This window comes from Desulfosporosinus hippei DSM 8344, from assembly GCF_900100785.1.
GTDB classification, from domain to species: domain Bacteria; phylum Bacillota; class Desulfitobacteriia; order Desulfitobacteriales; family Desulfitobacteriaceae; genus Desulfosporosinus; species Desulfosporosinus hippei.
The window spans coordinates 80,408-107,077 of sequence record NZ_FNCP01000014.1; the positions used below are offsets into that span (position 1 = coordinate 80,408).

Sequence of the window (26,670 nt, forward strand, 5' to 3'; positions counted from 1 at the left end):
AAACTATAAGTAAAAAAGGCAACTATAAAGATTGAGGAGAAAACTAACTTGAAAAAAATCATCCAGATATTCACCGTTTTAGTTTTTGTAAGTTTCCTAAGCTTGGCAGGGTGTTCACCAGTACAATCTGAATCTGACAAGAATCCTGCCTATCAAACTATTACCAGTGAAACTGCCAAGAAACGTTTAGACAATGAAAATGGTATCATTCTGCTGGATGTAAGGTCTGAAGCCGAATACGCAGAGAAGCATATCCCCGGAAGTTTGTTAATCCCCGTTGAGACTATCGAGACACAGGCAACAGAAAAGCTTAAAGACAAGGATGCAGCCATATTCGTTTATTGTCGAAGCGGAAATCGAAGCGCTATTGCCGCTCAGGCACTCGCCAATATGAACTATACCAATGTCTATGATTTAGGCGGTATCAATAGCTGGCCATATGAAACGGAAACGACTCTCAGCACCAATCAAATGACAGAAGCAACTCTAGCAAATGAACAACAAACTAAAGCGGAAAAAGAAGTAAAGTCTTTAGAACAAACAAATCCGGAGAAGATACAGCAGCCTGTCGCTTCACCAGCCCCTCAGTCACCAACACCTAAACCTGTCCCTAAACTGACTCCGACTCCAGCACCAACTCCCCAGATCAATGCTCAAAAGCAAAAAATGTTAGATTTAATTAATGCTGAACGATCTAAAATAGGAGCAGCACCATTAAGCACAGATATAAAGGTGATGGAAGTTGCTCAAATAAAGTCTGAGGATATGGTCAAAAATAACTATTTTTCTCATACTTCTCCAACCTACGGATCTCCTTTCGATATGTTGAGTAAATTAGGTGTTACCTTCCACGGAGCTGCTGAAAACATCGCCTTAAACTCTTCCGTTGAAAATGCCCATGCCGCCTTAATGGCTTCAGAAGGCCATCGGAAAAATATGCTTAATGCTAGCTACAGCTATATCGGAATCGGGATTGAAGATAGTACAAAGGGAAAAGTTTTTGTACAAATGTTTGTAAAAAAGTAAACAGCTTGAAAGGGCACCAATCAGAGTATTAAACTGATTGGTGCCCTTTGCATAGCTTTTGAAATATTTGGTGATTGGTGGAAGGAAATGCGTGAAGTTCGGCGAAAACGAAAATATATGACAAATGTTGTCTCTGAGGCCAGAATCGCTTGAGGGATGAATTCATATCTAATTAAGAGTTAGACAAGCACTGATAAGTCATGGAATGATGACTCATAGGGTATAACTAAACAAAGTTCTTCGCGTAGGTGCCCAAGAACTAACTAAGCTAGGAGTGCATCAATGAACAACACTTTAGACGTCAAAAACATCAACAAAACCTATAATGGGGTAAAAGTGATCAACGATATTTCCTTTGCAGTTAAAGCGGGGGAAATCATGGGTATTATGGGTCCTAATGGGGCCGGCAAGACGACTACGATTAGAATGATCATGGGAATTACTGCTCCCGATCAAGGGGAACTACATTTCTTCTTAAATGGAGAGAGCAGAAACCGAATTCCTCAAGCCAGTGTTGGATATCTACCTGAGGAAAGGGGTCTTTATAAAGAAGCCAAGGTAATGGAGATTTTACTGTTTTTATCTGGCCTAAAAGGTTTAGATAAAGTCATAGCCAGAAAGAGAATCATGGAATGGTTAGAAAAATTTCAATTGGCAGACAAAGCGAACTCTAAAGTTCAACAGCTTTCCAAGGGCATGGCTCAAAAGGTCCAGTTTATCGCCTCCGTACTGCACCAACCTGCTCTGGTTGTTTTAGATGAGCCCTTTTCTGGCTTAGATCCCGTAAGTCAGGATATTTTTAAACAGGAAATTCGTCAGTTGGCGGATGAGGGCATGTCCATCTTGATATCTAGTCATCAAATGAATTTAGTCGAGGAAATCTGTAATCGAATATTTATCATCAACAAAGGGGAAAAGGTATTATATGGCCCTCTTCAGGATATCAAGGCCCAGTATGGCAGTTATCAGGTAAACATAATTGCCGAACAGGAGATTCCCGAATTAACCCAATCCCCCCTAGTTCAGAGTTTTCAGAGGCTGGGAAAGAAGTGGTCCTTAGTATTAAAGGACAATACTGCACCGGCCAAATTTTTGGCCACTATACCACCGGGAGCACCCATCGATGAACTCTCTGTGGCTAGGATCTCCCTACATGATATCTTCGTAAGAATTGCCAAAGGAGGGTCCTCGGATGAAATTAACTTGGAAAATCGCTAAATGGGAATTCACAAGAAATTTTACGAACAAGCAATTCTTAATAGGCCTATTACTGACCCCTATCATTATGCTTCTCTTTGCCGGCGTGCCCCAATTGATCTCTAAGTTAGATAAACCTCAACAGGAAGTCTTTTATGTCATTGATGAAATCTCTGAGTTCGGGCAATTAGTGGAAGCTGCAACGGATACAAATCTTAAGTTTGTGCCGTATCAGGGGGAGCAAGCAGAATTAGATGAATTAGTCCTGGAAGAAGAAGCCACGGGATATTTTATCTTGAACCAAGCCTTTCTAAAAACAGGCCAAGTCCAAGTTCACACTGCTGAAAAAAAAGTCGTGTTTAAGGAATTACAAGGCTTATTAAGTAATTTATTACAAGGACTAAGGGTTCAAGAAATAGGAATAAAACAAGAGCAGGTCGCCTACTTAACCTCTCCGGCCCTTCTGTCATCAGTGCAAATTGGTGGTGAGAGCAACGGAGATCAATCCAACCGCATTGGTGTATCAATAGCCCTAGCAGGAATTGTCCTGTTTTTGATTTTCACCTCAGGTGCCATGCTTTTGCAAAGTGCCTTACAAGAAAAACAAGATCGAATGGCAGAGATCATCCTTTCCTCGGTAAGCTCGGATAACTTAATGCAAGGTAAGATTATCGGTCACTTTCTCTTGGGAATTTCCCAACTGGTGCTTTGGCTTTCTATTGGATTGCCGGCAGCTTGGTATTTTCTGGACATACCCATCTTTGAAATGATTTCTTTAGGTCAATTACCAATCTTGATATTCTTTGCCTTGACGGGTTATCTGCTATTTGCTGCGCTTTTTGTGGGGATTGGTTCAACTATGACGGATATGCAAAGTGCCAGTAATACCCAAGGCATGGTCTTTATGTTACCCATGCTAGGATTTATATTTGTTGGTCCGGTGATTTCGAATCCTAATGGTCTAGCGGCTCAAATAGGTACATTTTTCCCTTTAACCAGTCCGACCATTACTATACTGCGACTTGGTTTGGCGGAGGTTCCTACCTGGGAACTTGTTGTTGCGGCAATCACCTTATTAGTGACCACATTATTGGTGATTAAAGCTGCCGCAAAATTATTTCGAGTAGGGATGCTAATGTATGGAAAATCAGCCAGTGCAGCCGAGATGTGGAAATGGATGCGCTATTAAGCATAACTTTTCTTGGCAACCATGTCTGGTAAAGCAGCGTATTCGATTGTGTTGCGCCAGTTCGTTTTCAGTGGGTTCAACCATAGTGTTTAGAATAATGAAAATATGGGTAGTAGCGACGTTTGTTCGGCTACTACTCTTTTCTTTTTTAACCAGAGGTGCTCAATATTTTGTGAAGAAACAACTATTGTGGGCGGCAAATGAGAGGAATTAAGTGCAGCTTGGCGAAAAAAGATAGATGAGCCAAATTTTGGTTTTTATCAGATGTTAGGTGAAGCCGGAATTATGAGGAGGGTAATTATGAAGTTCTTTCAAAGACCTGTTTTCCGGGTAGTTGGAATAATCATCGTAGCGACGGTAGTTGGTGTTTTAGGACTGACTTCTACAGTATCTGATCAAGCTGAGAATGAAGGGGACATCTTCTCAACTTCTGTGCTAAGTGAGAATGGTCCCTTGCCAAGTGAAGAAATTTTAAAGCTGAATTCTCTCGAAAAGACCTTTTTGGACTCGGATTTTTACCGGAAGGATGGAATGCTCCCGCTGACAGTAACTAAGGATCAGAAATATTTTGTGACTTATAAACTAAATAAGCAAAGTATGGCAGCGGAGAATGAGCTGATCCTAATAGGGATGCCCAGGCAGTTGATTGAGCTATATTTAGTTGACCTCAGTGAAAATAAGGCTGCCTTCTTAGGTAAAACAGAATTCGTAATTAATCAGGCCTGGTCGGAAGACGGTGCTCGTTTAGCCCTTGTTTCTGACAAGTCGGTTAAGGTTTTAGATCTTGCTAAGCGAAGTTTGGCAGAAGTACCGATGAAATATGAGACCGATATCTACAATGCAAGCTGGGGACTTGATAACCGAACCATTTATTTGCATCTGGATACTACTCCGAACTATTATGCCTATGATACCTATTCGAAGCAGATGGTGAAAGTTAGGGGCGGATTTCAGGAGGGTGATGTTGCTTACAGAGGTAAGGCCGGCGGCGGCATTCTCACCAGTAAGGGCGGTTAACCCGGATGCCAAAGAAGCAAAGTGAAAATGATCGTGACGCTCAATGATGGATCAACTGAAAAGCTCCAGGGTTACTTTTCAAGGGCAGATTTCGGAGATACCTGGATATTTCAAGGGTTAGGCAAGCTGTCACCGGGTCTGTTCCCGCAAACTTATTAGAATTGGCACATGGGGACGGTTCTCTTGTGTCAAATTAGAGTGAATGGCAGAACTTGAGAAAAGGGAGAAGAAGCGTAAAGGAGGCTCAATCCATATCCCTAGCGCAGAATTACATGGGAGTTCTAAAACGACTACTTAGAGGATCTTTACGATTGCTAAAACAACCTAAGCTGATCATTGCAATAGCCTTTTTTGTATGCCCGAATAATGTCGTCCATTTTGTAAAGCATGCCAAGCCTTTCACACTCACTCTTCATCAACTGCCAGAGCTCGTTGGAGCTAGGGGAGTGACACTCGTAGGAATTACCATATTGACGAGCATATTTCTCTTTAAGATGCGGAAAAATTTCATCAAGTTTTCGATAATACCAATCTCTTTGATTTTGTCTTAGTGTTACACCAAAAGCTGGGTAGATGAATTTAGCGCCATTCTCAGAGGCGAGACGAATAATACCGCTAATGTTCTCTACGTTATCCTCAATAAATGGCAAGACAGGCATGAGCAGTATCCCTGCAAAAATATTGTTCTCAGCTAATTGTTTAAGCGCAGAAAAACGCTGCGAGGAAACCGCCACATTAGGCTCAATCTTTTTGCAAAGCACGTCATCACAGGTGGTAATGGTCAGCTTGATGAGAGTTGGGGAATGCTGGCGTATCTTATTTAAGATATCAATATCCCTAGTAACCAAATTACTTTTTGTAGCAATCGAAATTCCAAAACCGAAGGAGTTAATTAGGTTTAAGGCACCTCTGGTAAGTTCATACTCCTTTTCTATAGGGTTGTATGGATCACTCATGGCACCTGTACCGATTACTCCTGTTTTACGTTTTGACTTAAGATCACGGTGAATTAAGGTCAGAGCATTTTCTTTAGCTCTAACCTTATCAAAGTTTTCGACATGGTAGCACTCACTTCTGCTGTCACAATAGATACAGCCATGACTACACCCTTTATAAATGTTCATATTATAGTTGTTTCCAAACCATTTATTGTCTCCACTGTAACCTGATATAATTGTCTTCGCCGGTATGAAATCCATATATTATCCCTTTCACTATGATTATAAACAATCTGTCATTTGCAGCTTATCACCTTAGATTATTATATCTCGAAAAATATGACAACTGTCTGTCATATTCAATATGTCTCAAGGTGCAGGATACGAAAGCGGCGGTACCCATAGCCTGCTTGCCGAGATTATTAACTGATCATTCTATTAAAATATGCTTCATCCACGATGCTAACGGGAGGTGCAGCTTGCTAAGTTATCAACGGTCAAAATATGCAACTAATATTTAGTTGCATATTTTGACCGTGCACGATGAGGAAAAGAGATAAACTTATAGGCAGATTGCTGAAGGCAGTAGTGTCAGTGAACTAAAGTCAGCATTTGAAGAAGCGGTTGAGGATTATCTTGAACTGTGCAATTTGAACGGTAAAGAACCTGAAAAGATGTATAAAGGTAGCTTTAATGTAAGAATAACCCCTGAGCTTCATAAACAAGCAGCACAAAGGGCCTTGATAGAGGCCAAATCATTGAATCAGTATGTTGAAGAAGCGATAGAAAAGTATTCAGCAAAAGAACAAAAATGAAGAAGAACCGTTGAAGCATTTAAGTATTCCTCAAAATATAAGCTAGTTGCTGAATTTATGATTCAGGTCTTTAACAAAGCGGGAATTCCTTCAGAACAACACGGCCTACTAAGGGGAATTAGAGGATTTAGATCATCAGGCACAAATACCGACCCTGGCTAGATTGCGGTTATTTTTTATAACTTATAATTCGGGCTAACCGCTTGGTTAGGCAATCTGCTGGGCTGACGTGCGTGCAACACGTCAGCCCTTTTACCTCCAATTCACCGCCGGGGCTGTATATTGATGTGATGATTAAAACCAAGAAAAGCACATTGACGGGACAATTTCAGCATGCTATGCTGAGAATACCAATAATTGGAGACGGAAATTGCCAAGTTAATAGTTAAGTTTTTTAATTAGCCAAAGATATTAAACAAAAAGTCTTAGATAATGACATGAGGATGTGATCTGAATGCCTGGGCAAAATCATCAGATATCTGAATTAGAAAGTATTATGCATCGAAATAATCTATTTAAGAAATTCAAATTGAGCAAATTGGGAGTATTCGGTTCTACCGCAAGAGGAGAAGTGTCTAATGATATAGATATTCTCATTGAGGACAATGTTGATTACCGATCACTGTCAGTCTTTAGAGATGAGCTCCAAAAACTTACAAATATACATATAGATATTGTAATTGAAAAGTATGCCAATCCCATAGTGCTGCATAGAGCAAAAAAGGAGATTATCTATGTTACCGAGCATTAAGAACGACCTCATGTATCGGAAAACTGACAATGTCAGTTTTTTTTATACTGAATTAAACCTAGAGAGACAACAGGAGATAGGGTCATGTCACCTTGCTATCTGAGCCCATATTTGGATTTATCGTATTGGCTGAATGTTTTGGATCACCTTAGTCCGGAGGGCAAGCCCTCTATGCGTCAGGACATAGAAGCCAAACGTTTCAGCGAGGTGGACCTATTTTCCGGTACAATATTGGAATTAGGGAAAAAATACAGCCTTTCAACACCGGTAAATGAAGAGCTTTATCGGCGGATTAAAAAGATTGAGTTGCGATACTGAATGCCAGCAACTGTTATATCGGAATCGGGATTGCGGATAGTCTAAACGGAAAAGTTTTTGTGTAAATGAATATTTGAGAGCAAAACAAAGTACTCCGAGCTATTTGACTAGGCCCGGAGTACTTTGCTTTGCTAAGATCACCGATGTAAAATGTAAAATCCCAGACCAATCTGGGACTATTAAGATTAAGATCATTCTATATAAAATATGCTTCATCCGAATTTTTATCCATGAGTTATTAGATGATTGTGACTTATATCACAGTAAAAATATCACAACTATCACGATACATCTTTTAATTTTGATCTAAACTTAACTTATCACCAGAGAAATAACATATATAGGAAGGAAAACGAGAAATGAGTATGTTTGGTTTACAATAAAATCAAGTTTTAGCTTACTTATAAAGTAGTAGATACCGTTGAATTTTGACCCAAATTGTGGTTAAGGCTGCTCTAAAGGTAGTACATAGTGGCGCGTTTTCCTTCGATTAACTATGAGTCGTTTGGAGGTTTACATTAGTCGTAAAAAACAATGAATGATAATGCAGGATGATGTGAAGGGATGATAAAATTGAAACTCAAGACTAAACTGTTATTAGTGTTTTCTATGATGCTTTTTCTATCAATTGCAACCGTTGGATTGAATTTAATCACCTACAAATCATTAGACAGTGATGCTGTCTTTGTAAACAGCGCCGGAAAATTGAGAGCAAATAGCTACAGAATGGCATTCCTTTCAGAACGAATTATTATTGGTGGGGTTGATCAACAAACAGAGAGTAAAGAGTTACTGGAAAGGGTTACGTTCTTTGATAATTTGATTAAGTCATTGATCAATGGGGATGAAGCTCTTGGACTAAAGAAACTAGAACAGCCAGAAATGCTGGAAAAATTGCAAGCCATTGAAGGCAAATGGAGTAATCAATACAAAACTGCCTATGAAGTGATAGCAAGGGATGGAAGTAAACAGGGACTAAGTAGTATTGAGGATTCAGTGGATAGCTTTGTAGCTGAAGTTGACCAACTTGTTGGTGCATATTCGGCCCTATCCCAGAGTAAAGTAACCAATGCAAAAGTTATTAGCAATATTATGCTCTTAATCACGGTTTTCTTTGGAATATTTGGTGTGATTATGGTTAGGGCACAAGTAATACGTCCAATTGAACGTCTATCCATGGAAATGAAAGGTATTTCTTCTGGAAACGGTGATTTAACGACGATGATCAAAATTGTAAGACAGGATGAACTTGGCGAATTGATCCTGCATTTCAACAACTTCTTAGTTAGCATTAGGGAGATAGTCATTAAGATATCAAAGTCCTCGGATGTGCTTAGTAACTCGATGCAGGGTATTTCCGGAACTAGCTATGAACTGTCAAAGTCCACAGAAATGATTGCCAATGCCGTAATGGAAGTTTCTAACGGCAGCGTAGAGCAAACTGAAATGATAGACAGTCTCAATGCTTTGGTGGAACAGATGAATGATGATGTGGGAAAGGTGCTTTATAAGGCTGAGAAACTGCTTCAGGGTTCGGCAAGTTCTAAAGCTTCTGCGGGAGAAGGAAATCAACTTCTGGAGCTTCAATCAAGAGACTTAACGAAAGTTGTTTCGAGCTTAGCAGATGCAAATACATCAGTAAAAAGGCTCGAAGGCTATTCCAATGATATTAAAGGTATCTTAGAGATAATCGATAAAATATCTAGTCAAACTAATTTACTGGCGTTAAATGCCGCAATAGAGGCGGCTCGTGCGGGTGAGTCCGGAAGAGGATTCGCGGTAGTTGCAGGAGAAATAAGAAAACTAGCAGAGGGTACAAGTCAAGCTACAGTTCAAATATCCGAAATTATAACCAATATCACCGGACAAACAGTTATGGTAAGAGATAACATGGCACAAATGGCTGAGAGTATTGAAAGTCAGTCTCAAAGCATGGATGTTGTAATGAGTAAATTAAGTGAAATAGTTAACAAAGCTGAAACTACTTATACAGATGCCAAAGAAATTGAGTCCATTAATTTGGCAGTCAAAAAACAATTCGGAACAATTGCAAGTTCGGCAAGTAAGATTTCCGAAGTTGTGACGAATAACTCCAGCAACACCCAAAACGTTGCGGCTGCGGTACAAGAACAGACAGCTTCTTTCGAAGAGGTAAGTGCGAATATGAGTGCATTGAATGATCTTTCGAGTGATCTTAAGCTTGTCGTTGGACGTTTCAAAATTTGATAATGGGTTATTGGGCACAGAGGGACGGTTCAATCTGCTGGGCTGGCGTGCGTGCAACACGTCAGTCCTTTTTTTTGCCTGCTTTTCTAAGGTTATATTCAAGTCTTTAATTATACATTTTGTAAGAATAGCAATAACTGCAGCAGGGTTTAGCAGAAAAAAGCAGAAATTATCTATGAGTAAACAGTGCTAGAAACTGTGCAAAAGACAATTTTCTGATTGGCTTGCTCAAAAAATGCAGAGAAATGGGAGGAACGTTCAATGAGAGCAGTGTGTATAGATTTTGAAACTGCGAACGGATTTATTGGCAGCGCCTGCTCGGTTGGAATTGCAGTTCTAGAAGAAGGACAGATTGTCGATACTAACTATTGGCTGATAAAACCACATCCCCGGTATTGTTACTTTGACCCTTTAAATGTCTCAATCCATGGAATTAAAGCGCAAGATGTCAAGGATGCTCCGGAATTCGATTTCATTTATGGGCAGCTTAGCCCTCTCTTTGAGAATGCCTATGTTATTGCGCACAACGCTTCCTTTGATATGTCGGTGTTGCGTCATGTTTTGGACTTATATCAAATCCCATATCCTGAAATAGACTATTTATGCACCTATAAAACGGCACTTAAGACGTGGAGTGGCTTAGATAACTATAAACTTGATACAGTTTGCAGATTTCTAAACCATGATTTTGCCCATCATAACGCCTTAGAAGATGCCATTGCCTGTGGCAATGTTCTATTATCAGCCTTATCTGCCAGGGGAGTGACCACAATAAAAGAGCTCGCGGCTCTTGTGGGAATGAGGCTTGGTAAATTGTACGCAGGAGGATATAACCCATGCAGCATAGCGAAGCGAACGTCTAAAAAGGCTTAGAGTCTCGTCTAATTAGATATAGGATTAAGTTCTTGGACTTAGGAGGGAAAAAATGCAAATATGCTGTACAAAAAAACTATATGACGAATTGGGGATAGTGCCTGGAAAAGGAACTGAAGAAAACGATCTATTTTGTTGGAGCGTGCATTTAATCACGGTGAAGCGCAGAAAGACACTTGTCGCAGTCAATGACAGCAATCGCTATGGGTTTGTTCTGCATGGTTTGAAAGCCAAGGATTTCAAACACATCAATGAGTTACTTATCCAAGGAATTAGAAATTGTTTGAGAGACGAGAAAATTAAGAGCGAAATTATCGAAAGGTATTTGAAAGCAGCAGGAGAGTTAGTTTTCTCAAAGACCAGAGGTTCTAAATACGTTGCTCGCCTCAATAAAGCCTGTGAACGGGTAAACATATTTGATAATTTCTTAGAAACAAAGGAACTTTATCAGACTAATGTTGCCAAAAGGATGAACAATGACCTCATGAAAGTCCCCCAGGAATCTGATTATACATACCCACACGCCCTTTTATACAGAGATTTCAAGCGTTTTGCCGGGGAAGAAATCGTTCAGTGTGAGGCAGCCGATATAATGGTCAAGCTGAATTTAGATCGCCACACAGCCTGGAGACGAGTTATTACTCCTGCAGATATTACGTTCAAACAGCTTCATATCATATTACAAGCAGTTTTCGGTTGGAAAAGTTATCATCTGTATGATTTTAATATTTTCGATGAGGCAAATAAGTGCGTTTTAAGGGTGATTAGTGAATTTGAAGAAATTTTTGAGCCAAGGCCGGACTGCCCCATGCGTTTAGATTCAGAGGTTAACTTCTCTGAATATGCCCGGCAGCCTTATAAAATAATTTATTGCTATGATTACGGCGACAACTGGGAGCACGAAATTACCATTCGAGGGACAAATACTGAATATAATAAAACCTATCCGGTTTGCTTAATGGGGGAAGGTGATGCACCACCGGAAGATGTGGGGGGCATTCCGGGATTCATGGAATTTTTAAAAATCATGGCAGATCCGAACCATGCTGACTATAAAACGATGCAGAACTGGGCTCAGAGCCAATGGTATAGAAGCTTTGATATGGAATTAATCAATAAAAGGTTAGAAACTATCTTACGTGTATAGTGATGTTAGTTGAGTACTGCCCGGATCGGCGATGAGACAACGTACCAATGACTAATTACTTTAAAGGTATATCCATAGATTGTAAATATTGACGAAGCAAAGCATGTCCGGAATGACAACGTTGTCGTTTCTGGGGCATGCTTATTTTCTAATGATCTGATGTAATCGCAACAAGACGGATTTTAATACCTAACTCCAGGAAATAGAAGCCCATACCTCGGGAAAGCTCTGCGTTAGCCCCCCTTGCCTGCATATATGCGACTCCCAGTTTCCATAAATCTTGGGAGCTATGTTCGGCTAAAAACGAATAGCGCTTACGGACATATTCATAGCCAATCTCAAAATCACTGAGGTCTTGTCTGGACATCGTTTTCCTCCCACTGGGATTGTTCTCCGATCAGTTCGGCAATACTAACACCGAGAAAGGCAGCGAGTTAGTTAAGGTTTGAATTGAGCCTATAGAAAGACCATTTTAGATTTTATTTATCATGCTTCATCGATATCAACTAAATCAGCAAGTTATTTTTGAGTCATTTTAGTGTCGTTCTTATCTATTTATTTGTGTCTATAGTATTCAATAAAACTACTAGTTAAAAGATTATAGAATTATATTCTAAATGTCAATAGTAAAAAATGAATTAAACTCATGATATTTACATTTGTGCGATTCAGATATAATTGAACATGAATTATATTCAGGATGTGATGAAATGAATTACGGACAGCGAATAAAGTTCTTTCGTAATACAGTTGGAATTTCAGCCAATGCTTTAGCGAAGAAAGTTGGACTGGATCCGACTACAATTTATAAAATTGAAGCCAACGATTCTAAACCCTCACTGGGTTCCCTCGAAAGCATATGCGCTGCCCTCAACATTAGTCTTGCGGAATTCTTCACAGAAGAAGAACAGGTCTTAGGACCGGAAATTCAACGACTACTGGGTACCGCGAAAAAGCTTTCACCACAACAAATCGACTATCTTCAGAAGTTACTGGAATCGCTCAGTAAAGATTGATTTTTTGGCTTTTAGGGTACCTATAGGGTGCCCTTTTATAGTTTAATCTATCGAGAGTAGTCGGCGGAACATGCTTACGGGCAGTCATTTTTTGTCGGTTCCGCGTAGGTTCCATGCCCCTCCGCGAAACGACGAGTTTCGGCGAGTACTTAATATTTTGTGAAGAAACAACTATTGTGGGCGGCAAATGAGAGGAATTAAGTGCAGCTTGGCGAAAAAAGATAGATGAGCCAAATTTCGGGTTTTATCAGATGTTAGGTTAAACTGGAATTCTGAGGGGGGTAATTATGAAGTTCTTTCAAAGACCTGTTTTCCGGGTAGTTGGAATAATCATCGCAGCGCGGTAGTTGGTGTTTTAGGACTTACTTCTACAGGAGCCCATCAGCCGATTTATGAATGTGTGTTAGCGACCCTGGCTTTAGAAGCAGACCGGTTGATCCAAGGTTATGATTCCGCCCGGTGCGGCCGGTTAATGTTGGGATGTTAGGCACCCCGACATATAGTTCGAGTAATTGCGACACTCATTGATATGTTTAATCTTCGTAGTAAGATTCCCTTGGCCAATCAACTGCGAGGGGTGTCGGAATGACTAATCAGGGAACTCAGACAAGCGGTCAATGATTAAGCAGGTATAAGGCAACTTTGTTTAATTCATAGGATTAAATTGAGAGGTGAATTATGTCTTTTGACTATGGAGAACTCAGAACAAAAGCAAAGGCAATTGTTCAGATTCCGGAGCATTACCGGCAGGTAATGGAAGACAATAATCGCGATGAGCAAGAACGGTCCTTCATTTGGGAGGATCCAGACAAGGATGACTGTCAAATTGAAATTACGCTGGATATTCAAACCGGACAGTTGATCAGCCTGGACATCAATATGGAAGCCAAAGATTCCATCGATCAAGCTAGCTCGGCAGAGGAAGTGATGGCTGTCACTGACGCTTTTTTAGTGAAATATTCTCCTGGCTATAGTGCATTTACTTGGGTAAATAGCGAGAAAAAAGGAAACTTGCGATTCATCACCTATAGGGAGGAAGTGGGAGGGCTACCCCTTCCCGATACAGGCTGCAAAATGATACTGGATAATGAGTTGAACGTTATCCGCTATCAAGTGGAAAAATCCAGACAAAAAGCTGCTCCTAAACCAGAATGGCCTAGCATCATCGTTGATGTGGAGACTGTGAGGCAGCAAGTGTTGAAAGACATGCGAATGGAGCTGACGATTGTTGCATTATATTCGTCCATGTATGAAATGGAGGGAACAGAGCCTGAATACCGGCTTGTCTATGAACCGATTCCTGGCCATCGCTTAATAGACGCTGTTACAGGTATTGATCTGTTTGGAATGGAACATTATGTGATGCCCTCCTGTCTCCCAATTACTCCTATGGAGTCTGATAAAAGTAATGAGCCAACGATTAAAGACATTGCGACCTTGGAGATAGAGCTTGGTATCGACCCGGAGGTATACCTGCTTGAGAATTCGAAGGATGACGGTGAGAGAATCAAAAGGTTGTATAAGTTCAGAGGGGAAGTAGTCGAAGATCCGGAATCAGAAGCACTTTCTGTGGATGCTTATATGAAAAGAAAATGGGGCGATTCACTACGGAATCTGGAAGCCTCGTGTAAGATTCAATTCGAGAAGTCCACGGGACGTCTGGTGGGGTTCCACCGGAGTGAACGGAAGAAAGAAGCTGCACAGTCACTAACTCGGAAGCAGTGTTGGGAGAAGGCGGAACAGTTCTTGCAACAGGTATTCCCGGAGTACACTTCTTACCTTCAAATCGAAGTCGATCAGGAGGATATGGATGTGCAGCCTCGTGAGCGTGAGTTTTTCTATCTGCCTGTCTACATCGGCAATATCCCTGTTAATCATGAAAGGGTCATGGTTAGTGTCAGCACTTCAACAGGGAAAATCTGTGTCTTTAGGGGAGTGTCTTATGAAATGATTCGTGACCTGGAAGAGTGTGATTTCCTCTATCCGACTCTGACGGCAGAAAAGGCGTTTGGCCTATACAGTGAGTATGTCAGATTCCGACTTAGATGGTTTAAAGACTTGGAGGACGAGGATCGGCCGGTTTATCGGTTGATCTATGAGCCTATAACGACTGGTCAAAAGGGATTTTCCTTGGATGCTGGCTGTAATTCAGGATTAAGATATGTCGATGCCTGCAGTGGTGAGCTTATTTGGGAGCGGGATTATTTATGATTATTGCAGGCGCTATTAGGGCGTTACAAAGTGACATTACACGTATAAATGTAAATTTAAATATAATTGCTAAACAAATTGGAGTGCCTGATACTGTAACTAATGAATTAAAAATTCTTATTTCAGAAGGTAAAAAGATTGAAGCAATAAAAAAATATAGGATGGTAACTGGATTGGGGTTAATCGAAGCGAAAGAATATGTTGATTCCTTATGTGTAAAGAAATGCTAAAAAAACTCTATAATATTTTGGCAATTTCCATTTTAATCCTAGTGTTAGGGGGGGCTTTTAATTTATATTTTTCAGTAGGGTATTTATGCTCAATCTTAGCTCATGAAGCGGGGCACTTTTATACTGCTAAATATTTTAATCTAAAAGTCAGGTTTGGAGGATTCACGCCATTTGGCGCGTTTGTGGTTCATGAAGAAACTGCATCAGTTAAAGAAAGCGCAATAATAGCTGTCGCGGGTCCTGTGTTTGGTGTGGTATTTGCACTTGTTTGTTATTTCATATATTTATTGACAGAGAATAATACATTTTTAGTACTAAGCTATATTTCGGTACTAATGAATCTTGGTAATTTAATACCGGTAAAGCCTCTTGATGGGGGCTTTATTGCAGAAGCTGTATCGCCTATAATATGTTATTTAGGCCTGCCACTGTTATTATACTTATTTATAACATCTGAAAGAATCAAAGTGAAAGTTATATTGTTTATTGTATTAATAATAGGTACATATCAAACTTATGTACTAAGAAAAAAATACAAAGAAGATAAATACTATGAAATAGATAGAAAATTTAAAATTAAATTATTCTCTTGCTACATTATTTTTCTGTTCATATTATTAGTTATTGGTGTTATCTATTTTAAAATTCTAGGTAATGTTGCTGACTTAATAAGCAGTATTGCAAGGTTTTAAGCAGTATTTAAAAATTCAACATCATTGAAGGAGAGAACTATAGTGAAGATTATTGCTCTTAACGGCAGCCCGCGAAAAACCTGGAATACAGCAACCTTACTGAACAAAGCTCTTGAAGGGGCTGCTTCCCAAGGAGCTGAAACTGAATTGATTCATCTCAATGATTTGAATTTCAAAGGGTGCATCAGCTGCTTTGCGTGTAAACGAAAAGACGGGCAGCATGGAAAATGTGCCATGAAGGATGATTTAGCAGAGATACTGAATAAATTAGAAACAGTTGATGGGATTATTTTTGGATCACCGATTTACTATATGAGTATTACAGCCGGTATGAGGGCACTTTTAGAGCGATTCTTGTTTTCCCATAGCATCTATAATCCGGAAATACCAACAGTGTATCCCAGGAAAATCCCAGTCGGATTTATCTATACTATGAACGCATCAGAAAAACAAATCGAGCAATTTAGGCTTAAGCAAAGTTTAAATTTACATGAAATGATGATTGCCAAAACCATTGGAAATCCGCTTACAACTCTATACAGCTATGATACTTATCAATTTTCTGATTATGAAAACTATGAATCATCGATGTTCTCTGAAGAGGCTAAGGCAAAACAGAAAGCTGAACAATTTCCCCTTGACTGTCAAAGGGCTTTGGAAATGGGAATCAGGCTGGCATCCACTGAGATCTAACAACAGGGGGACTCACCAAATTACTCAGGATGAAAGGGAGACAAGAGCTTCCACATCAATATATCGGTAAGCATATGAAGAATTTGCATAAGTCCGGAAAAGAGAGAAGTAGGAGTGATGAATGTATGAGTATGGATCTGATTCAAGTTAGCCAGGAAAAATGTATCCGCTGTGGAATCTGTGCAGAAATCTGTCCCACAGGAAGTATCATGATCGAAAACCAAATGCCCCAGGCCACAGAACGGAATTGTATTGCCTGTGGACACTGCGTAGCTGTATGTCCTGTGGCGGCAATAGATAACGTGAAGGCACCGATGGCCAAACAGTTGCCCCTTGATAATGTACCTGTCCTTGACGCTGACACTGCAGCCCGCTTTCTCCGCTCCCGACGGTCTATTCGTCGCTACAAAGAAAATCCCGTACCCCGGGAAAAAATAGTGCAGCTCCTCGATATGGCGCGTTTGGCCCCAAGCGGAGGCAACACTCAGGGGGTTGCTTATCTCGTCATTGATAACGCTGAAATACTAGGCAAAATAACGGCTGCTACAGTTGATTGGATGGAAGAACAATTAAAAAAGGGTTCTGCATGGGCACAGTATTATAGCAGAGTGGTGGAAACTTATCGCCAAACCGGTCAAGATGTCATATTACGAAACGCTCCATGTCTGATTGTGGCTATGACTGCAAAGGACTTTCACCCCCGTGGACGGGATAATACCCATTTTTCCCTTGCCTACGCTGAGCTCTACGCCCCGGCTATTGAATTGGGAACATGTTGGGCGGGATTTTTTGAAGGGTGCGCCTCTGCCAATTATCAGCCCTTGCTGAGTATCTTGAACCTGCCGGAAAACATGGTTGTCACCGGTGGATTGTTAGTAGGTTTTCCAAAGTATACTTATAAACGATTAGTGGACAGAAATCCCTTGCAAGTGTCGTGGTGGGACTAAAGGGGTGCTTGGTACCAATTATAAATCAAACAACCCTCGCTTTTCAGGCGAGGGTTTTCAAAACATTACTGTTTTGTCAGTGCTATCGGTCAGGTTTTTTGTACAATGTGGGGGTTAATGTAGGAGCAGCTGCCGGGCAGAGCGTTTTTCACGCGCATATTCATGTTATTCCCCGTTATGAGGGGGATGTCACAAACCCCCTGGGCGGAGTCCGGAATGTTAAGAAGAGTATTGTTCCATATGACGGGGACGGGGAGAAGGAAGAAATGGCCTAGAATGACAATGTTGTCGTTTCTGGGCCATGTTTATTTTCTAATGATCTGATGAGACATATCTAAGCGTATTCCTTACCTGATGTACAATGCAGCGCTGGTATTCCGTATTAGGAAAAGCCGCCGAAATAGCTTCTTTTATCCCTGTAAGCCCGTCTGCACAGATCAGATGATATCCTTAACTCCCCGGTTCTTCAGATCGTTCAGAATTCCAAGCCAGTATTTGCCGCTTTCGTTTTCTCCTATCTGCAGGTTTACGACTTCCTTCTTGCCGGACAGTGTGATCGTTGGAGAAAGATTAATAAAAGATTAAAAAACTCTTTTGATATTCTAATCTTTTTATTATGTAACATTAATTTGCAACAACTATACTGAAATCGGTATGTAAACCAAACCAAATATACGGAGGTCATGTAATGAATATTAATACTAAGAAATTAGCAAAAACGACCATTCCTTTTTTTTTAATAATGTTCTCGGTTGTTTTTAGCTCCCTTATTGAGGGGATTTTCGAAAATGCAGTTCAACTTAGCATTATGGCAGCTCTAATAATATTTATTTTGTTTGCCATTATCTTCAAAAGAAGCTTTTGTGGGTTTTTGTGCATGGTGGGGGCGCTGCAAAGAATTGTTGGATATATAGGATTCAAGCTTTTAAAAAAAAGGGTCACAGTTCCTGCAACACTCGATAAATATCTTAGAGCAGTGAAATACATCATACTTACAGGTTTTGCAGCATTATCCATTGCAAGCGGCAAGTTTCTGCTACAAGTCAGTGTTGACGATGTGTTTGAGCAATATAGCATAATATTGCCTGGATTAGCCTGGATAAGTATTATGTTGATGTTTGTAACAATTATTGGCTCATTTTTTATTGATTATTTCTTCTGCAAATATATCTGCATACAGGGTGCTATCGCCGGAGTTGCAGGTCGGTTTAGCCCCAGTGGTATCGTCCGATGCGAAGATAAGTGCATCAATTGCACGTTATGTACAAAGAAATGTCCCTCAAATCTAGAGGTGCATAAAATGAAGAAGGTAATATCGGCTGAATGTTTTAACTGCCAAAAATGCATTGTTGCATGTCCAAAGAAAGGGGCATTAACTAATAGTTTTGCAGGCGGAAAAATCCCGTTAGTTTTGTTTGTAGCAATGGCAGGAATGCTTTACATATTGTTAACCTTTTTAATACCGCTATTTTTATAGATGGTGCTATGAGCAGGTGTCGATTCATTTCTTTAACAATTAAGAATTGGTTATACAAATAACCAATTCTTAATATAGCATAAAAATGATAGAAGCAAAAAGACTCAAACTACGAGGGTTCGAGTCCCTTTGCTTTATTTTAGTTTGGAAAGTTAGGTGAATATAGATGCCAAAAGTTCTGAAGGGCGCCAATCAGATTTAAGACTGACTGGCGCTCCTTAGCATAGTTTTTAAAATATTTGGTGATTGGTGGAAGGAAAAGCAGGAAGTTCGGCGAAAAAGAAAAGTATGCGTCAAATGTTGTCCAAAAGACTGTTCGCTTGAAAATTGACTTAAAGCCAAAGACTTTGGGGGTTAAATAAATGCGTTATATCGGAATCGACTTAGCATGGACCTATGCCAATGAATCGGGAATTTGTGTGATCGCTGACAATGGAGAAATCGTCTATTGTGAGTCCCAGGTTTTCAGCGACGAAATGATTGCGGACATCGTTGCAGAGCATTCTCAAGAAGGAGCTATCGTGGGGATTGATGCTCCTTTAATCGTAAATAACGAAACAGGTTCCAGATACTGTGACGGAGCTATTATGAGAGAGAAAATTCATGGTAAAAATCTGTCCGTTTTCACCTGCAGTAAAAGCTTTATGCTCAACCACTTCGGAGTAGTTCGAGGAGAAGAGGTCGTCAAAGCCATTCGAAAGCGGATGCCGGCTTTTGCCCTCACAGGTGACCTAACCAATAAAAAGCACGTGATTATCGAAACCTTTCCCACGGGAATAACTTTAGGCCTTTTTCCCGATGCTTTTCCCATTAAATATAAAATCAAACATAAGATCAAATTTGAAACAACTAAAACGGAGATGGGCAGGATGGTTAACCTTTTAAAAAGGTTAAGTGATTTCAATCCCCCCGTCCATAATATAGAAGATTTCTTCAATCATTCATTGAGCATTCAAGCTATGTCTAAGAAGGGGTTTAAGAACCTTGAGGACAAGCTGGATGCTTTTTTATGTGCTTACGCCGCTTATTGGCTGGCCAATAATCAGGGGAAGGTTTTTGGCGATGATCAGGATGGGTTCATTACTATTCCAATAATAGATGAGAATGAAGTCCGTGATGGCAAATCAGAGAAGGTAAAAGTCTACAATAAACTGATTCGCGATAAGATACCTCAGATCATCGAAGACAGCGGTAAGAAAGCTATTATTGAAAAGGTTTCAGGCCCAGAGTACCTGGACTTATTAAACGTTACCTTGTGAAATATATATTGGCTAAAAAACTTATCGAGAGGTGTATTATGGTAGACTTCAAGCGTGTTTCCGAATTAATTCCTGTTCATAGTGGGCTGCAGGTTTGTATTTCAGACTGTAAGCCTATTCAAGTGCTCCAGTGGCAATGCCAAGATGAGCCAACAGCTGATCTTGAGAGGGGAGTCTATACGACAAACCCATTACATATTAGTAAGGCGATTAACTTTGTCCATTTAGCGAAAGAAACATGTTCCGACCTCGTCTTGACACCGGAGTATTCATTTCCTTGTGAGGTGCTCGACAGCGTAGTTGAAAACCATGAACTTTGGCCTGAAAGGGGCTCATTATGGTGTCTGTGTATGCAAGGTTATGCACGACAGGAGTTTGCTAAAAAGCTCGAACAGTGGACAAGAAATGACACGTTAATAATACGGAGTGCTTTTGAACAAATATTGGGGCGTTACTTTGTGGATGCACTCATTTATTTATTCATTTTAGATGATGGGCGTCTTTGCATACTCCCTCAGTTAAAGACAACACCTATGGCAGAACGTTGGAATGATCATGAAGTTAGAGGACTTTGCACTAGCGATTTAATTTATATCTTTGACCTCTACGGGAATAGTGATGATCAAAATCGGTTTTTGTCCATTTTGTGTTCTGATGCACTTTCTGTTAAAGCGCAGGATATCCTTGATCATACAAAAGGCAAGCAGCTTATTGTCTTTCATGCACAGTTAAACCCAGAACCACGGCATTCGGATTTTCAATTATTTCGCAGTTCTTTTTTTGACCTGAACGCCGGTAGGGATATTCGCCTCATATCCTTAAATTGGGCGGAAGGAACCAAGATCGATAACCAGATGTTCAGTAAGCCCTGGTCGGCCTTTTATAAAAAATCCTATCGGGGACAAGTACCGGAGCAGGAATTAAGAGCTCGGAATCATGACAGGGGCACTTATTATACGCTTCATCATTATACAGAGATATGGTATTCCGATAGAGAAGAGCACTGCAAAAGGTTTGATATCAATAAGGGCTTTCAGTGGGGTGCTTCTTATCCGGCTATAACTCATGATGAACCGATCACACATGATTATTTTTTGTATAGTCCTGCTGATAGCTCCTGGAAACCTGTACTAAAAGAAAACCATCATCCTTCTTTGGTTGAACTCATTGACAGCCACGGTTCGGATTATGACTTCCCGCTGGGTGCATCTCCTCATGACAGCGATGCATTTTTCGGTCTTTGTTTCGGACATTTTTTAGAAGGAGAACTCAGTGCTGATGACAATGAGCTCGTCACCAGGTTATTCTCCGGCTCTGATCAGGAATCTGATCAAAAACGGCGATCCAAAGCCATTCAGTATAAAAAACTGATTCAATTAATTAAAAAACAAGAATTTCCCCCTGAGTTAGGAAATTTGATCGATAATCATATTCTTTATCTGGACTCTGCAACGGCGGAAGAAAAGAATAAATATGGGAATGTATACCCTAAAAACGTTGCCCCGGACCAGAGAAGCCCATCTTCATCAGCTCTTTTCATAATATCCGGATGCACTACCAGAGACGAGGTTGAAGAACAGATTGATATGCTCAGTAAAAAGTTGCACCCCAATCTACATAACAGAGTGGTAATTTATTATTTTTCCCCTGAAACGGAGCGCTACGAATGTTTTGCCGAACATTTGATGCAGACAAGAATTGACAAGGCGACTTATTCAAAACCACTTAGTTCAATTAAAGGGTAAAACCGGCTGAGGAGGATTAGCGTGAAACTTAGTGATGTATTAGAGTCCCTTCGTTTTGATAATGAGATTAAACCTGGAGAATTTTCCTTTCGTAACGAGGAGTTTGAGTTTTTTAGAGTAATACGATCGGAAGAGTTGTTGCCTAGCATCCAATTTTCTGAGTATTTTTTTATGAAAGTATCTGAAGCGACGATAGCGAAGATGACTGAAGAAGATGATCTTACTTATTTTCGCGAATTTCAGGCGAAACTGTTGGCCAAACCGTTTTTTGCTCATAAAAGCGATTTGCGCTGGAATCTATATTTAATCATAGTGATTGAAAGCTATGAATTGTTAAAGGACAGCAATCTGGCACGTAAGATCGAGGACGATGCTGACTATGCGCGTAAATTTATAACCATACCTGACGATATATCAATTTTACTAGATAAACAGTGGTTACAAACAGCTAAAGCAGATAATATTGGACAAATTGATCCTTTACAAGAGTGGAATCATCATCTGGAGCCCCTCCAGTTGACTGGTTGCTTGACTCAAGCTTTTGCTAATAAGGGCAAAGAACGTGTTAGTCAATACTTGGAAGGACAGCCCTTTTTAAGTGAAGGAACAGCTCCTCCTATACGTAGAAGCCGGAATTCCGAAGACTATGAAGAAAAGATTAGAACTGTTGAATCGATTTCTTTTGATGGCTTTCGTAAACATTGTTTTGATCAGCTTAAGCCGATTCTGCCAACCAAAGTGAATTTGATCCACGGCTCGAACGGTTCCGGAAAAACTTCCGCCGTGGAAGCAATCGAGCTTGCTCTTACCGACGATATCAGGCGTTGTTCTGAATTCGGTGATTCGGTAGAGGAAACAGCAAACCAATTACAAGTTTTGTGTCGGACAGAATCGGGTAAGACACTACCTTATCAATCTGGAAAAAAACTAGCCGACTATAAAAAATTGGCTCAATCCTGGTATGGTGTAACACCCGGTCATAAATCCGAACTCAACAATTATTTTCATAGATTCAATTACTTTGATTCTGAGGCCGCCTATCGGTTTGCCCTAAGTGAAAGCAGTAACAAGAACCATGAAAGATTTGATTACTCTGATAATCTAAGCCAACTTGTCTTTGGTGATTCAATCCTGGAAACGCAAAAGAAGTGGCATCGTTATAAAGAAGAGTTTGATGATCAACTCAAGGCTTTAAAGAAAGGAAGAGATGAATACCGGGCGTTAAAGACAGAATTGGGTTTAAAATTTGAGTCTTTAAGTCATGTTCAAGCTGTGCAGCCTATGGAATTAGATAAGTTATTGGCATCCATTCATTTGCGAGAATCAAAAACAGAGTTTGGAGCAGCAACTGAACTGGAGAATATGGAAAGCCTCAATCTCCTTATTAAATCGGTAGAGCCGCGTCGAAAGGAAATTATAGAATTTCCTTTCAACAAGGACACGTTAACCTTGGAACAGGTTCAAATCCAGCTGAAGTTAAGTAAGGATAATCACGATTTATTGATGACAGACAAAGAAAGTAAAGTTGCAGATCAAAAGTACTTGGAATCAGAACGAAACCGCCTCAGTTCAGAAATAACAAAATATAAGGAAAAAGAATTTCTAGTTGAACAAAGTATTGAGGACATCAAGAGATATTGGCAGGAATGGAAAGCAGTTCGGAAAGTATTAGAGGATGATCAGGCACAGGTTCAAAAACGAAGAAAGTTGGAACAAAAATTAGAACTTCTGAATCATAAACTCAATCTCCTACAGAGCTTCGGAGCTCGTTACAGCCGATTACCCATAATAAAAAAGCCTGATTTGTCTTTGTTGCCTCAAGAAAGTATTCAACAACTTCACGGAGCGGTGGAAGATAAAACGAAGAGTCTGAAGCAATTAAAGCAAGAGCTTGTGGCGGCAGAAAATTTAATGGGCGAGCTTAAGGCTATGCTCTCACGTATACAACATATTGGCAAAGACTTTCTTGAAATTGATAGAACCACGATAACCTGTCCGCTTTGTAAACATAACCATGGCACGCATATTCAGTTGACCGAAGCGATTCAGTCTGCTAATGCTATGAGTGGGCAAGAAGATAACAGCTTAAATGTATTGCGTCAACGTATTGAAGATTTGCAAGCCGACATTGATCTTTTGAATAACCAGCTAAAACAACAAGATTTAACTAAACGTGATGTGAAGCAGGTTAATGAGGCCTACATGGAATTGGCAAATGACTTGCTGTTTGAATTAGATGCCTCGCAGAAGAATCCTGAAGAACAATTACAAAACATCCATAACGTATTGGCGGCCCAAAATGAATGGCAAGAACAGCTGAATATTATTCGCGATCAATTGCAGGTTCTTGATAATATAGGATTTAGCAATACCGAAATCATACAAGCGGAGCTGTTTCAAAAAGAAAATGAATTTTACATGTTATACATAGAGCAACAATCTGCTGATTCCTTTGAAACTTATGTAATTGTAAAGCAAAAAGAGTTGCAAGGCCAAGCGAATGAGGTGAATCAAGCGTCAGCACAGCTCCGCAACCAGGATGCTGACTTGGAACAACGTTTGTTGCAAATTTCTTTAGAAGAACTCAATAAATCAATTGCCGAACAGGAAAAGCAGATCGGTTTATGGAAAAATTTTCAAGATAGTCTAGAAACCTTGCTTCCGGATTTTCAATTGGAGCAAGACGATAATTTACGAGCTTGGGCTATCCAATTAGAAACTGCGAGAATACAAATCGAATTATTGCTTGAAAAAAACAAGCAGGATCATGAGAAAATGCGGTTGCAATCAGAATGGGACGAAGCAGGAAAGGAGTTAGATAGACTCCAAAATAAAATACACCGTTGCGAAATGGCGAGTAATGTCTTGGGGCAATTGAGATCACTTAAAACTTATACTGAAGAATTCATTACGAAAAATATTGCCAAGATAGAACGGTTCTTTAAACTGCTGCATACGCCAAGAGAGTTCGATGAAATTCACTTGGGGGAAGAGGGATTAATATTGCATCGTAAGCGGGATCAGGAGGAGTGTGCTGTGAAGGCTTTTCAGATGTCTTCCGGACAGCGGGCTTCTCTGGCGCTTTCAGTCATGTTTGCTGTTCACCTTGCAGCCCCTAATGCTCCTAAATTTATAATTATGGATGAACCGGTGGCCAATATGGATGATCTTCATCTTATGAATCTTTTAGATTTGCTGCGTGACCTTGCGTTGTCAGGCCGGCAGATTTTTTTCACAACGGCAAATCCGGATGTAGCAAATTTGTTCCGAAGAAAATTCAGTTTCTTTGAAGAACAATTTACTCACTTTGAGTTTTCGCGTCACTCCGGCAAACCTGTTCAAATTCGAGCAATGAAGTACTCACCGGATAAGGAAAATCCATTTTTTTCTCACATTAGCTAATTGCTGAGCTTTAACTGAAAGGATGTTTTTAATGTCATCTAGCCGTAGCGCACATATTCATGCTTTATTATTAAACCATTTTCAATATGGGGATGGAGCTGCAGGTTATTTAAGGGGAATGATTCCTGGTTTATATAGGTATCTGCAAGAATTCTTTGCCACTCGCTCGGATATTGAACGACTGCAACAGGCGGAATTTTTAAGTGAGCGTATTTTGTCATTAACCGATTTCGCAGATATGATTCCTTTGCGTTCCACGGTTGCAACGTTGGAAATTAAACACTTGATTCGATATAAAAAGCAAACTGATCACACAGCGCATACCGTGTATCTGTTTTTGCTTGGTATTTGGATATACGATCATATTACAGGAATACGTGAAGTGATCGACAAATCTATTGACAGTAGAAAACCACTGAAATTGTTCGTTTTTCAATGGACATTTGCCTCTCTCCTCCATGATGTGGGCTACTTGTATTACGATTTTGAAGAGGGAGACAATTCCTCATCGTGGAAGTTATTTGATGACATGCTTTCATTTAATTATTTTCTACGATTTTCAGAAGAGCTAGGTGAAGAGAGAAAAATAGAATTGAAACAATTATGGCAGGAATTTTCCGAAAAGTATGAGTTACCATCCCATGCGGAACAAACAAGTTCAGGGCAGCTCATTGAATCGTTAGACCATATTCCGTGGCTTGCTGAACTGCTCCCATCATACCACTCCGGATTAGAAACGATGAATTCCAGGCATAGCATTGGAGCTGGGTTACATTCATTTGCTTATCAAATGTCTTCTACCGGGTATAATGGACACCCAGTCGTCGATCATGGTATAGCAGGCAGTTTGATTTTATTTAAGTACACTTCGATTTGGTACTGGTTAAGCAAACATGCGGCAGAAAAGTATCCTTTGCTGCATGAGGAACTGAATGCACGTTTTCATTACTATCCTCACACTTTGGAAAAGTATGTAATTTCTGCTTGTAAAGCAGTGGCTTATCATAATATGCCGGAAGTTATGTTCAATCTTGAAGAAGAGCCTTTACTCTACTTAGCTGTACTGTGTGATGAGCTTCAGATTTGGGACCGCTTCCATTCAGGACCGGAGCTTATTGACAATTGGAAGTCGATTAAGCATTGTATGGCTGAAAACATAGAGGCAGAGTTGATCGTGAATGAAATTGAATCTCCCATGCTTCATCTTATGGCTTCCCAGCACCATTACGATAAGCTGCGTGACAATTTAGAGAAAAGGTTAGTGGAATGGGAGTGTTATGTACGGGTCACTAAGATCGATAATTGATTCTTAATAATAGTAAGAAAAATGATTTATTGAATTATTGTAGAGAATGTAATTATTTGTTTAAGCCATATAATCGAGGTTAAGGGATAATTCAAAATATGAAATATGTCTGTTTGGTTTCATTTTTTTGCAGAAGAATATTAAATATTGAGATATTAGCAGGAATCCAATGAATCGACAGAGAAAATTTGAGGT

22 protein-coding genes and 3 pseudogenes are annotated in these 26,670 nt (G+C 40.0%); 22 read left to right on the plus strand and 3 right to left on the minus strand.

The annotated features are described in order from the left end of the window. Nucleotides 1-48 precede the first annotated feature (48 nt). The 4 genes from BLS16_RS13070 to BLS16_RS13085 all read left to right on the plus strand — a co-directional run bounded on the left by BLS16_RS13070 (nucleotide 49) and on the right by BLS16_RS13085 (nucleotide 4,429). Nucleotides 49-1,026 (plus strand): rhodanese-like domain-containing protein, encoded by a 978-nt coding sequence (locus BLS16_RS13070; protein ID WP_143015531.1) that lies wholly within the window; start codon nucleotides 49-51, stop codon nucleotides 1,024-1,026. 282 nt (nucleotides 1,027-1,308) lie between these two features. Then, nucleotides 1,309-2,244, plus strand: a complete 936-nt coding sequence (locus BLS16_RS13075) for an ABC transporter ATP-binding protein (protein WP_092333910.1) — start codon at nucleotides 1,309-1,311, stop codon at nucleotides 2,242-2,244. Next, complete coding sequence (locus BLS16_RS13080) at nucleotides 2,219-3,412, plus strand: ABC transporter permease (RefSeq protein ID WP_092333912.1); 1,194 nt, start codon at nucleotides 2,219-2,221, stop codon at nucleotides 3,410-3,412. The genes BLS16_RS13075 and BLS16_RS13080 overlap by 26 nt, the downstream gene beginning before the upstream one ends. Nucleotides 3,413-3,712: 300 nt before the next feature. Next, nucleotides 3,713-4,429 carry a hypothetical protein gene (locus BLS16_RS13085; protein WP_092333914.1) on the plus strand — a complete coding sequence of 239 codons (717 nt, stop codon included), beginning with the start codon at nucleotides 3,713-3,715 and terminating at the stop codon, nucleotides 4,427-4,429. Nucleotides 4,430-4,743: 314 nt separating this feature from the next. Here the strand turns inward: BLS16_RS13085 and BLS16_RS13090 are convergent, their stop codons facing one another. After that, the gene (locus BLS16_RS13090; RefSeq protein ID WP_092333916.1) at nucleotides 4,744-5,628 is read right to left on the minus strand and encodes an SPL family radical SAM protein; all 885 of its coding nucleotides are present in this window, start codon (nucleotides 5,626-5,628) and stop codon (nucleotides 4,744-4,746) included. A gap of 380 nt (nucleotides 5,629-6,008) precedes the next feature. Here BLS16_RS13090 and BLS16_RS13095 point away from each other — a divergent pair, with 380 nt between their 5' ends. The 6 genes and pseudogenes from BLS16_RS13095 to BLS16_RS13120 all read left to right on the plus strand — a co-directional run bounded on the left by BLS16_RS13095 (nucleotide 6,009) and on the right by BLS16_RS13120 (nucleotide 11,497). Next, the gene (locus tag BLS16_RS13095; RefSeq protein ID WP_282433745.1) at nucleotides 6,009-6,182 is read left to right on the plus strand and encodes a toxin-antitoxin system HicB family antitoxin; all 174 of its coding nucleotides are present in this window, start codon (nucleotides 6,009-6,011) and stop codon (nucleotides 6,180-6,182) included. 454 nt (nucleotides 6,183-6,636) lie between these two features. Further along, complete coding sequence (locus tag BLS16_RS13100) at nucleotides 6,637-6,933, plus strand: nucleotidyltransferase family protein (protein ID WP_092333918.1); 297 nt, start codon at nucleotides 6,637-6,639, stop codon at nucleotides 6,931-6,933. A gap of 114 nt (nucleotides 6,934-7,047) precedes the next feature. After that, nucleotides 7,048-7,251 (plus strand): annotated as a pseudogene (locus BLS16_RS13105) (ketopantoate reductase family protein); the annotation flags it as partial. Nucleotides 7,252-7,815: 564 nt separating this feature from the next. Next, the gene (locus BLS16_RS13110; protein WP_092333920.1) at nucleotides 7,816-9,477 is read left to right on the plus strand and encodes a methyl-accepting chemotaxis protein; all 1,662 of its coding nucleotides are present in this window, start codon (nucleotides 7,816-7,818) and stop codon (nucleotides 9,475-9,477) included. 261 nt (nucleotides 9,478-9,738) lie between these two features. Beyond that, nucleotides 9,739-10,350 (plus strand): 3'-5' exonuclease, encoded by a 612-nt coding sequence (locus tag BLS16_RS13115; protein WP_092333922.1) that lies wholly within the window; start codon nucleotides 9,739-9,741, stop codon nucleotides 10,348-10,350. Nucleotides 10,351-10,402: 52 nt separating this feature from the next. Further along, entirely contained in the window at nucleotides 10,403-11,497 is a 1,095-nt protein-coding gene (locus tag BLS16_RS13120) for a plasmid pRiA4b ORF-3 family protein (protein WP_092333924.1), read from the plus strand. A gap of 148 nt (nucleotides 11,498-11,645) precedes the next feature. On the opposite strand, the gene BLS16_RS13125 is transcribed toward BLS16_RS13120, so the two are convergent. Beyond that, nucleotides 11,646-11,864 (minus strand): hypothetical protein, encoded by a 219-nt coding sequence (locus tag BLS16_RS13125; protein WP_092333926.1) that lies wholly within the window; start codon nucleotides 11,862-11,864, stop codon nucleotides 11,646-11,648. Between the two features lie 343 nt (nucleotides 11,865-12,207). Here BLS16_RS13125 and BLS16_RS13130 point away from each other — a divergent pair, with 343 nt between their 5' ends. The 7 genes and pseudogenes from BLS16_RS13130 to BLS16_RS13160 form a co-directional block, all read left to right on the plus strand. Beyond that, on the plus strand, nucleotides 12,208-12,513 hold the full coding sequence (locus BLS16_RS13130; RefSeq protein ID WP_092333928.1) for a helix-turn-helix domain-containing protein: 306 nt from the start codon (nucleotides 12,208-12,210) through the stop codon (nucleotides 12,511-12,513). A 678-nt stretch (nucleotides 12,514-13,191) separates the two neighbouring features. Next, nucleotides 13,192-14,724, plus strand: a complete 1,533-nt coding sequence (locus BLS16_RS13135; RefSeq protein ID WP_092333930.1) for a YcdB/YcdC domain-containing protein — start codon at nucleotides 13,192-13,194, stop codon at nucleotides 14,722-14,724. Continuing rightward, nucleotides 14,721-14,954, plus strand: coding sequence for a ribosomal protein L7/L12 (locus BLS16_RS13140; protein WP_092333932.1), 234 nt, complete (start codon nucleotides 14,721-14,723; stop codon nucleotides 14,952-14,954). The genes BLS16_RS13135 and BLS16_RS13140 overlap by 4 nt, the downstream gene beginning before the upstream one ends. Beyond that, complete coding sequence (locus BLS16_RS13145; RefSeq protein ID WP_242876281.1) at nucleotides 14,948-15,646, plus strand: site-2 protease family protein; 699 nt, start codon at nucleotides 14,948-14,950, stop codon at nucleotides 15,644-15,646. The genes BLS16_RS13140 and BLS16_RS13145 overlap by 7 nt, the downstream gene beginning before the upstream one ends. Before the next feature lie 42 nt (nucleotides 15,647-15,688). Then, nucleotides 15,689-16,339: a flavodoxin family protein gene (locus BLS16_RS13150; RefSeq protein ID WP_092333936.1), complete on the plus strand. Its 651-nt coding sequence runs from the start codon at nucleotides 15,689-15,691 to the stop codon at nucleotides 16,337-16,339. A 131-nt stretch (nucleotides 16,340-16,470) separates the two neighbouring features. Continuing rightward, nucleotides 16,471-17,286, plus strand: a complete 816-nt coding sequence (locus BLS16_RS13155) for a nitroreductase family protein (RefSeq protein WP_092333979.1) — start codon at nucleotides 16,471-16,473, stop codon at nucleotides 17,284-17,286. Nucleotides 17,287-17,387: 101 nt separating this feature from the next. After that, nucleotides 17,388-17,561 (plus strand): annotated as a pseudogene (locus tag BLS16_RS13160) (HIT family protein); the annotation flags it as partial. Between the two features lie 49 nt (nucleotides 17,562-17,610). Here the strand turns inward: BLS16_RS13160 and BLS16_RS13165 are convergent. Continuing rightward, nucleotides 17,611-17,843: pseudogene (locus tag BLS16_RS13165) on the minus strand (transposase); the annotation flags it as partial. A gap of 131 nt (nucleotides 17,844-17,974) precedes the next feature. On the opposite strand from BLS16_RS13165, the gene BLS16_RS13170 reads away from it, so the two are divergent. The 5 genes from BLS16_RS13170 to BLS16_RS13185 all read left to right on the plus strand — a co-directional run bounded on the left by BLS16_RS13170 (nucleotide 17,975) and on the right by BLS16_RS13185 (nucleotide 26,475). After that, nucleotides 17,975-18,763: a 4Fe-4S binding protein gene (locus BLS16_RS13170; protein ID WP_092333938.1), complete on the plus strand. Its 789-nt coding sequence runs from the start codon at nucleotides 17,975-17,977 to the stop codon at nucleotides 18,761-18,763. A gap of 362 nt (nucleotides 18,764-19,125) precedes the next feature. Next, nucleotides 19,126-20,022 (plus strand): DUF429 domain-containing protein, encoded by an 897-nt coding sequence (locus BLS16_RS13175; RefSeq protein ID WP_242876282.1) that lies wholly within the window; start codon nucleotides 19,126-19,128, stop codon nucleotides 20,020-20,022. A 38-nt stretch (nucleotides 20,023-20,060) separates the two neighbouring features. Then, the gene (locus BLS16_RS23665; protein WP_176786161.1) at nucleotides 20,061-21,767 is read left to right on the plus strand and encodes a hypothetical protein; all 1,707 of its coding nucleotides are present in this window, start codon (nucleotides 20,061-20,063) and stop codon (nucleotides 21,765-21,767) included. Nucleotides 21,768-22,079: 312 nt separating this feature from the next. Beyond that, the gene (locus BLS16_RS13180; RefSeq protein ID WP_176786165.1) at nucleotides 22,080-25,169 is read left to right on the plus strand and encodes an AAA family ATPase; all 3,090 of its coding nucleotides are present in this window, start codon (nucleotides 22,080-22,082) and stop codon (nucleotides 25,167-25,169) included. A gap of 31 nt (nucleotides 25,170-25,200) precedes the next feature. Then, complete coding sequence (locus BLS16_RS13185) at nucleotides 25,201-26,475, plus strand: Sec1 family protein (protein ID WP_092333942.1); 1,275 nt, start codon at nucleotides 25,201-25,203, stop codon at nucleotides 26,473-26,475. Nucleotides 26,476-26,670: the final 195 nt, after the last annotated feature.

What these genes read in the sequence shown, in the direction of transcription:
- BLS16_RS13175 (WP_242876282.1), top strand. Translation starts at nt 19,126, where the DNA reads ATGCGTTATATCGGAATCGACTTAGCATGGACCTATGCCAATGAATCG.
- BLS16_RS13110 (WP_092333920.1), top strand. Translation starts at nt 7,816, where the DNA reads ATGATAAAATTGAAACTCAAGACTAAACTGTTATTAGTGTTTTCTATG.
- BLS16_RS13130 (WP_092333928.1), top strand. Translation starts at nt 12,208, where the DNA reads ATGAATTACGGACAGCGAATAAAGTTCTTTCGTAATACAGTTGGAATT.
- BLS16_RS13120 (WP_092333924.1), top strand. Translation starts at nt 10,403, where the DNA reads ATGCAAATATGCTGTACAAAAAAACTATATGACGAATTGGGGATAGTG.
- BLS16_RS13135 (WP_092333930.1), top strand. Translation starts at nt 13,192, where the DNA reads ATGTCTTTTGACTATGGAGAACTCAGAACAAAAGCAAAGGCAATTGTT.
- BLS16_RS13075 (WP_092333910.1), top strand. Translation starts at nt 1,309, where the DNA reads ATGAACAACACTTTAGACGTCAAAAACATCAACAAAACCTATAATGGG.
- BLS16_RS13115 (WP_092333922.1), top strand. Translation starts at nt 9,739, where the DNA reads ATGAGAGCAGTGTGTATAGATTTTGAAACTGCGAACGGATTTATTGGC.
- BLS16_RS23665 (WP_176786161.1), top strand. Translation starts at nt 20,061, where the DNA reads ATGGTAGACTTCAAGCGTGTTTCCGAATTAATTCCTGTTCATAGTGGG.
- BLS16_RS13090 (WP_092333916.1), bottom strand. Translation starts at nt 5,628, where the DNA reads ATGGATTTCATACCGGCGAAGACAATTATATCAGGTTACAGTGGAGAC.
- BLS16_RS13140 (WP_092333932.1), top strand. Translation starts at nt 14,721, where the DNA reads ATGATTATTGCAGGCGCTATTAGGGCGTTACAAAGTGACATTACACGT.
- BLS16_RS13080 (WP_092333912.1), top strand. Translation starts at nt 2,219, where the DNA reads ATGAAATTAACTTGGAAAATCGCTAAATGGGAATTCACAAGAAATTTT.
- BLS16_RS13100 (WP_092333918.1), top strand. Translation starts at nt 6,637, where the DNA reads ATGCCTGGGCAAAATCATCAGATATCTGAATTAGAAAGTATTATGCAT.
- BLS16_RS13125 (WP_092333926.1), bottom strand. Translation starts at nt 11,864, where the DNA reads ATGTCCAGACAAGACCTCAGTGATTTTGAGATTGGCTATGAATATGTC.
- BLS16_RS13145 (WP_242876281.1), top strand. Translation starts at nt 14,948, where the DNA reads ATGCTAAAAAAACTCTATAATATTTTGGCAATTTCCATTTTAATCCTA.
- BLS16_RS13170 (WP_092333938.1), top strand. Translation starts at nt 17,975, where the DNA reads ATGAATATTAATACTAAGAAATTAGCAAAAACGACCATTCCTTTTTTT.
- BLS16_RS13085 (WP_092333914.1), top strand. Translation starts at nt 3,713, where the DNA reads ATGAAGTTCTTTCAAAGACCTGTTTTCCGGGTAGTTGGAATAATCATC.
- BLS16_RS13155 (WP_092333979.1), top strand. Translation starts at nt 16,471, where the DNA reads ATGGATCTGATTCAAGTTAGCCAGGAAAAATGTATCCGCTGTGGAATC.
- BLS16_RS13185 (WP_092333942.1), top strand. Translation starts at nt 25,201, where the DNA reads ATGTCATCTAGCCGTAGCGCACATATTCATGCTTTATTATTAAACCAT.